This is a genomic window from Pseudopedobacter sp., from assembly GCF_040392825.1.
In the GTDB taxonomy this organism is placed as follows: Bacteria; Bacteroidota; Bacteroidia; order Sphingobacteriales; family Sphingobacteriaceae; genus Pseudopedobacter.
The window spans coordinates 1-9,006 of record NZ_JBEBVH010000168.1; the positions used below are offsets into that span (position 1 = coordinate 1).

The following is a 9,006-nucleotide window of genomic DNA, read 5'->3' on the forward strand; positions in this document are numbered from 1 at the left end:
AAGATAGGTTTTCCCAATCTCATAATTGTATGGTGTCCAAGCCATATCATTCACAGAATTACTACTTGCTATCGCTCCAAAAGCAAACTTCCCTGAAGCTCCTGGATCCGGTTTAGCATATATCCTACCTCTACCATCAGTATTCAAAGGATTGGCAGACATATCTGCCAGATAAAAGAAATAACTTCCATTAGCATTGGTTGGTAAAACATTAAACTTTACTAAAAACGAGACGTAAATTGTACCCATTCCATTTTTAGCCAAATCCAAGCTACTATTATTAAATGGCATTACCGGACCATCGCCTGCACTACCTCCAGGATTTATTCGCGCCACTTTTCCTCCATTTGCAGCTCCGAAATCTTCTATCTTAATTGAAACACCCGGATATTTAGGATTTGGGACCCAATTTCCCTTTCCCGCCAAATCTCCAATAGAATAATTCTCGAATGTTTCATTAAAAGCCTGCGCATTAGCAATATTATTTATTAAAAACAGACCAAACGATAATAGTAATATTTTTTTCATTGTGCGTTAATTTATAGCTTGTTAATAATTTATTTAAAACAGTAAGGGCAGTACCATTTACTACCCTTACCAGAAATTTTTATTATGGAGCAGCCTCCGAATAGGTAGTTGCTATGCGAATTTTCTTCACAAAATGAGTGGCTTGCGAAGCATCACCCCCATATACTCCCCATTTAGGATCGCAGTCATCCACATCTAATGTTTGACAATACAGTCGCTGGCTACCATTTGTAAAAGTTTGTTTCACACCGTTATACCAGAATTCTATATAGCCCACACTAGGGTTGCGAGAAACTTTCATCCTGATCACGAAATTCAACCAGTTTCCAACAGATAAAGTAGTACTCCACGGCACTGTTGCTACATGATTATTATCAAAATGCTGTAATTCTAAATTTCCATTTTTGGTTCTCAGCATTAACGGGTGATTCTGCTCTGAACCTTCTGTTGGATAAGATTTCCATTGAAAAACTGCTTCTGTTTTCAAGTTGGTGGGCATATATATTTTACTTGTCCAACCGATATAAATATTATCTCCTTCCTGAGCCTGAAAGCCTTTTGCTCCACGCGTTTCTGTACGATGGCTACCTGCTGGTTTTAAATATTTCCAAACCAGTGTGCCTGTTTCGTCATTTACTGTACTTAATGCTCCTGTCCCCTCGATATTCACTGCTTTCCACACGTTCGAAGATCCATTAGAGGCATCGCCATTAAATAGTACAGACTGTACAGATGCTCCCCCCTTTGCACTGCTACTAAGCTGTTCTGAGCCTACATTTTCTCCTTCTTTTTTACAGTTGGTCATTAACAAGGCTAATGCTACCGCCTGAATCATTAGAATGTTTTTTTTCATTGTGTTTTTAATTTAATGTTTAAAAAATTGGTTAATTTTTGTTTAGCAGATATTATGTGCATAGGCTAATAGATATTGAAGGCACACAAAGCACAACAACCTAAAAAACAATTGATTACATAAAATTAAATGCAACTTTCCAGAAATTAGTCTGCAATTTTAGCTTGTTAGTAACCTATTTTGGCAAAGTATTCCAACGTGGATAAGGTGAATTGTAAAATCACGAAATCCAGTAAGTTTATATAGATCTAAATATTGACTATTCTCCTTTGTGGTAAGAATTAAACATTAGCAATTAGCTACTGAGATTAAGCTATTGCAATAAAAAAAAAGACACCGTCTAAAGCGGTGTCTTTTATAAGAATCATATTCAGTTTTGGAGCAAACTAATACTCCTGTATATTAATTATATTATCTAAATGGGTATACCGTTGCTCCAAATACATGTACAATACCGTTAGTAGCTATATAACCACCAGAACGATCATTTGTCCGGTCGTTAATTTGTATAGGTGCCATATCATTATTGTTTACCAGCTTCAAATTCATTTTTCCTTCCTGATCAAAGCCTTTTCCATTATTCGCATAACCTAATAAAGATATTTGACTCGCAACCTGATTAGGCGGCAATAATGTTTGTACTGCTTTATTGTCTGCATTCAGGTCAGCAAAATTATACTCGCCCTGTGCTATCAAGTAAAGGAAATAATTTTTGACATCCTGTTTAGGGTAATCTTCCCACTTGTTAGCGGGTCTGGTAACAGGCACATTCGTAATTGGATCAAGACTGGTAACAATTGGAAAATTGAACCAAAGACCTGCTGTTATTGCTCCAGAAGTGGCATTTCTAACCCTTACCGCGTCATTATGCAAGAAGATAAAAGTTCTTCCTGATTTTTCATATTCAGAAAGGTCTATTTCTGCATACTCCAAACCCTTCCTCATCCATTTAAAAATGGTATCTGACGGAACTGTACCATAAGATCTGTTTTCTAAGAACTGACGAGCACTTATATTTATATGCGGGTCTAGCGTTGTTGGCTTATAGTCGTACTGTTTCTGAAGATCCATATCAAATAAGGTACAAGCCTGGCAAAACAACGTACCTATGACTATTGCAAAAATGCCTTTTATTGATATTTTATAACTTTTCATAATATTTATATTAATCTGTATAACCTGAATTTTGACTCAACTTTTTATTGGCATTAAGTACATTTCTACTTATTGGCCAGTATTGACGGTTTTCAGGGTCAACAAAACCTGGCTGGTCTATATTTCCAGCTTGTCGTCTGATCATAATAGGATCCATAACCTCTTTAACCTTTCCTGTACGCATTAAATCAAACCATCTTTTCCCTTCGCCGAAAAGCTCCTTTTGTCTTTCGTTCAAAATGGCATCTTCCATTGCCTCCTTACCGGATACTAATGGATCTGTGCTTTCATAAGCTGGTAAACCTGCTCTTACCCTTACAAAATTAAGGTATTTTAAAGCATTTGGTAAATCATTACTGCCATTTAAAGCTTCCGCATACAATAAGTATATATCTGCTAAACGGTACATCGTAAAATAGACCGGAACTTGTTCATTTGTAAGAGGCCAAGGGTCGGCTGCAGTTGGATTGGCCGCAGTTGGATACCACTTAAGAAATCTGTTTCTTTTATTATTGGTTACCGGATATACATCTGCAGTCTGTTTTGGCCGGATATCAGGTGATGGTGTGGTAGAAGTTTGTACCGCAAACCAAGAGGCAAATATATCTTCATCGATAACAATGTTTTTATTGTTTGGAGACCAGGAAGTTTGCATACAGGCACAGCCATTTTTCTCCCAATCCCAGTGAAGGCTCCAGATAGCTTCTTTACTAGTTGCAGGACTGGTAAAAATACTTTTCCAGCTTGCAGTTGCCTGCAAATTACTACCATCTACCCCTAAATACGTGGTATTAGTAGGAGATTTTGCTTTAAACAGATTCTGTATCCATTTAATGGCATTAGGATAATCCTTTTTCCACATATAAACATCTGCCATAATTGCGCAAATTGCTCCTTCACTGATATTGTATACCACTGGTCTTTCACCTTTAACAATCAAAGAATAGGCATTCTCTAAATCGGGAATAATGACTTCGTCAATAATTTTTTGTTGAGATTCCTGAGGCCTTTCTGGATCTTGTTTTAAATCCTCAAAAGGCTCGGTCCATATCGGTGCATTTTTCCAAACCCTTATGATATAAAAGTAACTGATTGCTCGTATGCCATAACACTGAGCTAAATAACTTTTTTGAATTCCCTCAGTAAGCTGACCATCTAATGACGCAGCCTGAGGAATATATTTGATTAGCATATTGGCTCTACCTATCACAGAATACAAACCTGTCCAATCAGCAAAATCATTACTTGGAAGTATACTATTCTCTATAATCTGATTGAAGTCCTCTTTAGGATACACAATATCCCTATCAAAATTATCAGAGCGGTACTCTCCCCAATACAAAGCATTTTCAGTAACATTACCGCTATTACCAGATTCCCCACTTCTCACCATCTGCGACTGAAAAGCATTATACATTCCCGCCATAGCGGCATCAATATCGTATTTATTTTTATAAAACTGGCTGAGTGCAGGATCGACCAATGGCTGTTCATCCAAAAACTTTTCACAGCTTCCCAATAAAATCAGGACACTTAAAGCCACTATACTGGATATTTTTTTCATGACTAAATTCTTATTAAAAGTTAACATTTATACCGAATCCTATCTCTCTCCTTCTTGGATACCTACCGTCGTCTAGACCTGGTTGCAACACATTAGAGCTGCTAAACTCCGGATCGTAACCAGTATAATTTGTCCAGGTTAATAAATTAGTGCCGTACACATAAGCCGTTATACCTTTGGTATATATCCTTTTTGCCCAGTTCGGCTCTAATGTGTAAGAAAGCCTGGCACTGGAAAGTCTGATAAAAGAGGCATCTTCTATATATAAGCTATTCTGGCTAGCTTTGCGGTTTCCACGTTTCTCTTTTTCTAAATAAGCGGGATATTTAGCAATATCGCCCGGTTTCTTCCAACTGTTATAAACCAAATCTGGTCCTCCCGCTCCTGTATTAGAAGTATTGTTTTGACGTTCTTTATGAGAATTGTAAACTTCGCCCCCAAAAGAACCATTGAACATAAAGGTTAATGCAAAACGTTTATAGTTTAAGGAGTTTACTATACCCAGATAAAAATCTGGTGTAGGATTACCTAAAACATGTTGGTCGGCATCATTAATCACACTATCCTTTCTAACGTTAAGCCATTCAGTATCCCCACCTTGTAATTTATTACCATCCGATGAATACATATTATGTACTGTTCCAGTATACGGCTGACCGTTATAAGTGTATACAGGTTTTCCTCCTACATATAAAGGGTTACCATCGTTACCTAAAACTACGGTCAATTTCTCCCAGTTATCATTATAGGCATTAGATTCGTTCCATGAATAAACACCCAAACTGGTATAACCATAAAAATTTCCTATTTTTTCACCCTCTTCAACATACCATCTGGTTCCAGTTACAAAAGGGATTCCATCTGCCAGTTTTAAAATTTTATTTCTTTCAAAAGAAACATTCGCATTCACTGTCCATTTAAAATCCTTGGTAGCCACAGGCATCCCACTCAGTACAAACTCAAACCCTTTATTCTGTATATCACCTATATTAACAGTCACGTTACTGTAACCAGTTTCTTTTGGCAGCTCCTTTCTATAAAGTAAATCGCTCGTAGTTTTCACATAGTAATCAGCAGTGAAACCTAAACGACCTTTCAAAAAGCTCAAATCTAAGCCTAAATTCTTTTGAGTAGTCATTTCCCAATGAATGCGATTATTACCAAATGTTTCGCTAGGTCCTGCTCCGCCAATTCCGTTATAGCTTCCCGAAAAAGCTATTGAAGTGAAAGACTCATAATCTCCAATCTGATCATTCCCCAACTGTCCATAGCTATATCTCAGTTTAGCGTCTTCCAAAAATTTCTTAGACCAACTCATAAAGTTTTCATCAGAAAAACGCCATGCCACAGAACCGGAAAAGAAATTCCCCCAACGGCTATTTTTACCAAATCTTGAAGAACCATCACGGCGGTAAGATCCCTGTGCCAAATATCTGCCTTTGTAGTTATAACCTAACCTGCTAAATAGAGAGACAGTGGAATTAGCAGTTGCAAAGTTATTGAATACAGATTTGTCTGTAGTAATAATATAAGCTGGTAAGGTTACTAAAATTTCTTCATTTACACTATTTTGGTATCGGGTATGAATACGGTCGTACCTACGTCTATCTGTACTAAAACCTAACAACGCAGTGATATTATGATCTTTGACAATTGTTTTGTTATAGTTAAAATAAGCCTGTGCTTCCCATGAAAATCTTTTTCCTAATTCATTTCTTCCACCATTTTGATTCCTACCACTAGAAAGAAAACGTGGAGAGAAATAAATGTTCTGGCCATCATCTAATCTTCCGTTAAACAACGTGGTAAATTTCAAATCTTCATAGAATTGATATTCTAACTGGTTATTAAACTGAGCAGTAAAACTCTCTGTTAAATTTGCCTCATGTAAAGCGTTAGCAACTGGGTTTCTTTTAGAAGCAATGTAACTAGCTAGAGATCCGTCAGGATAATAAATTAAAGTATTAGCTGGACGATCTATCACCACCCGTACTGTATTGGCAATAGGTACGGAATTACCTTTTTGCCAAGAACCGGAAATATTATTGGAATATTTTAGCTTATCTGTTAACTTATACCCTACATTCACTCTGGTTTGTAATCTCTTAGCCCAGCTATTTAGAATAATTGATTTGTCATCCAGATAACTTAAACCGGCATAATAATCAAAACTTTTATTTGCACCACTTGCCCCTACCTTTAGTTCCTTTTTTTGTCCAAGATTACCTAACAACAGATCTTGAAGATTGTTATCAGCGTTAAAAGCCGGATTAAGGGAATCTACATTGGAATTAGGTCGGTTTTGTAAATCTCTAAACAAACGCACTTCAGCTGAATTACTTACCGGAATGGAATGTGCTAATTTTCCAAACAAATGATTATAACTAATATTTATATCTGACCTGCCTTCCTTACCTCTTTTGGTTGTAATCAGGATTACGCCATTAGCAGCTCTGGCACCATAAATAGAAGCTGACGACGCATCTTTCAATACTTCTATACTTTGGATATCTGCAGGATTAATCATGGCTCCAGCACCATCCACATCAATAACTCCGTCAATAACATAAAGAGGAGCATTACCTCCATTTAATGTTGATGCACCACGTATTTGTATAGAACCGGTTGCTCCAGGTTCGGCCCCCCCATCATTTACAACAAGTACTCCTGCAGCCTGCCCTTGTAAAGCATCAAAAACATTAATAGGTTGTCTTTCTTCTATTGTTTTTGCACTAACAGAAGAAATGGAACCCGTAAGATCCCTTTTCTTTACCTGTCCACCATAACCAATTACTACTACTTCATCTAAATCATTGGCATTTTCTATAAGCATTACATTAACAGCTGTCTGGGCACCCACCTTAACTTCTTTCCCTAAAAAGCCAATATAACTGAATACTAAAACCGCATCTGAATTAGGGACAGTAATACTAAACTGTCCATCTATATTGGTTTGAGTTCCTGTTTGGCCTCCTTTTACCTGTACTGCAACTCCCGGAAGTGGCTCCCCTTTGCTTTCTTTTACCACTCCTGTAACTTTTATTTGCGCGAATGTTTCTCCTATCGAAACAAACAAAGCAAGCGCCGTTAGCAAACACAACTTCAACAATCTAAATCGATTATTAAAGGGGACTAACGATAACTGTTCTTTCAATCTACTCATCTTATAGAATAATTAAGGTTTAATAATTCGTTTTCTTGTTTATTTTTCATTTTGTTTTAAAGTACTTATTTATCATCCATTTATATTAAATAACATATCCATTTACAGAGTACCGGGTAATTATTACGAATACATAGTTTTCTTATCTAATTGGTAAACTAAAGTTAGGTAAAGCAAGATGCAGTAGTATTAGGAATATTGGCGTTTTATTAAACGATATTAGCAAAATACACTAATGTGGATTTACAAATGGTTTATTTGAAAGATTTATATCTGTTTAATGCCTCCAGATAGTAGTAATCTGCATAACTTAATGGCACATTAACTTCCAGATTTGATGGTTTAGATCCGGTACTGTATGACAGGATAAAACCTTTATTGGACCCCGGTTTGGATATGTAATTTTTACTGATGTTGGTTAGAATAAGTTTAGCGTGTTTGAAGTATGATTTTTTGTTTTTACTATAATTTGCAAGTTCCAGTAAAGCAGATGCTACAATAGTAGCCGCTGATACATCTCTAGGTTCATTCGGTATATTTGGAGCATCGAAATCCCAATATGGAATCATGTCCGCTGGCATATTTTTATGTTTGAAAAAATAGTTTACAATATGTTCTGCCTGCTCCAGGTATCTTTTATCTTTTGTATAACGGTAACACATTGTATAGCCATATATAGCCCAGGCCTGTCCTCTTGCCCATGCAGATTCATCATTATATCCCTGATGGGTATTCTTCTTTAGTACCTTCCCTGTTTCCGGATCATAACCAATCACATGATAACTGCTATAATCTGGTCTGAAATGATTTTTTAAAGTAGTATTTGCGTGGTTTACGGCTATTTTATAAAAAGTAGAATCTCCTGTTAATTTAGTCGCTTCAAATAGAAGTTCTAAATTCATCATATTATCGATAATTACCGGAAAGGCCCATTTTTCGCTATTATGATCCCATGATCTGATAGCTTTTACTTTATCACTATAACGAGAAGCAAGCGTTTTGGCTGATTCGATGATCACATTTTTGTAATAGTCATTACCTGTAATGCGATATGCATTTCCAAAGCTACAGTACACTTTAAACCCCATATCGTGGGTTTTCGCATTAGTTTTTTCCTGTTCTAAAGGTTTAGTAAATTTTTCTGCAAAATACCTCCAGTTCTTGTTTTTGGTAAGATCATATAAATACCAAAGTTCTCCGGCGAAAAAGCCACTGGTCCAGTCTCTGGAAGCTACCAATTTAAGTTTCCCATGCTCAAGCGTTCTCGGAGCAACTAAATTTCCGGTCTTATCATGTTGTTTTATCTTGTCTATTTCATCCAACATCAGTATGGTCTGAGATTCGGCGAAACGGATATCTTTTTTCAGGTTCAATTGTGCTTTGGCTGCTAATGTTCCTAAAAAAAGAAAAATAACCATATAGATTTTAGTACTTTTTAAATGTGAAAGAATGGTTATCATATCAGCTTTTTAATTAGTTAATGGGAATCAAATCTACTTCTAAAACTCGTGTTAATTCTTTACCTGTAATCTCTGAGGCCTGAAGCTTTAAATGATGTGTTCCTTTGGATAATTTCACATTTCCAATAATTATCTCCACAGGTTTTTCTTTACCAGACTCAATAACCTTACTATATCTCGAACTGCCTAACAGGACATCTATAGTCCCTGAACTATCGTCACCTGCTATATATTTTAAGACTATTTGATAAAAGTGGCTATGTCGGTTATACCGCTACTCCAT

Annotated in this window: 6 protein-coding genes; all 6 read right to left on the reverse strand. The window is 36.4% G+C overall.

From position 1 onward, the window contains the following. A partial coding sequence (locus ABWO41_RS12135) for a carbohydrate binding domain-containing protein (protein ID WP_353138152.1) occupies window positions 1-528 on the reverse strand: 528 nt, incomplete at its 3' end. Between the two features lie 82 nt (window positions 529-610). Next, window positions 611-1,381: a heparin lyase I family protein gene (locus tag ABWO41_RS12140; RefSeq protein WP_353138155.1), complete on the reverse strand. Its 771-nt coding sequence runs from the start codon at window positions 1,379-1,381 to the stop codon at window positions 611-613. Between the two features lie 411 nt (window positions 1,382-1,792). Then, a complete protein-coding gene (locus ABWO41_RS12145) occupies window positions 1,793-2,536 on the reverse strand; it encodes a hypothetical protein (protein WP_353138158.1) in 744 nt (247 codons plus the stop codon). Window positions 2,537-2,546: 10 nt separating this feature from the next. Further along, the gene (locus ABWO41_RS12150) at window positions 2,547-4,100 is read right to left on the reverse strand and encodes a RagB/SusD family nutrient uptake outer membrane protein (protein WP_353138161.1); all 1,554 of its coding nucleotides are present in this window, start codon (window positions 4,098-4,100) and stop codon (window positions 2,547-2,549) included. Between the two features lie 13 nt (window positions 4,101-4,113). Continuing rightward, entirely contained in the window at window positions 4,114-7,263 is a 3,150-nt protein-coding gene (locus ABWO41_RS12155; RefSeq protein WP_353138164.1) for a SusC/RagA family TonB-linked outer membrane protein, read from the reverse strand. Window positions 7,264-7,517: 254 nt separating this feature from the next. Further along, window positions 7,518-8,681, reverse strand: a complete 1,164-nt coding sequence (locus ABWO41_RS12160; protein ID WP_353138167.1) for a glycoside hydrolase family 88 protein — start codon at window positions 8,679-8,681, stop codon at window positions 7,518-7,520. Window positions 8,682-9,006: the final 325 nt, after the last annotated feature.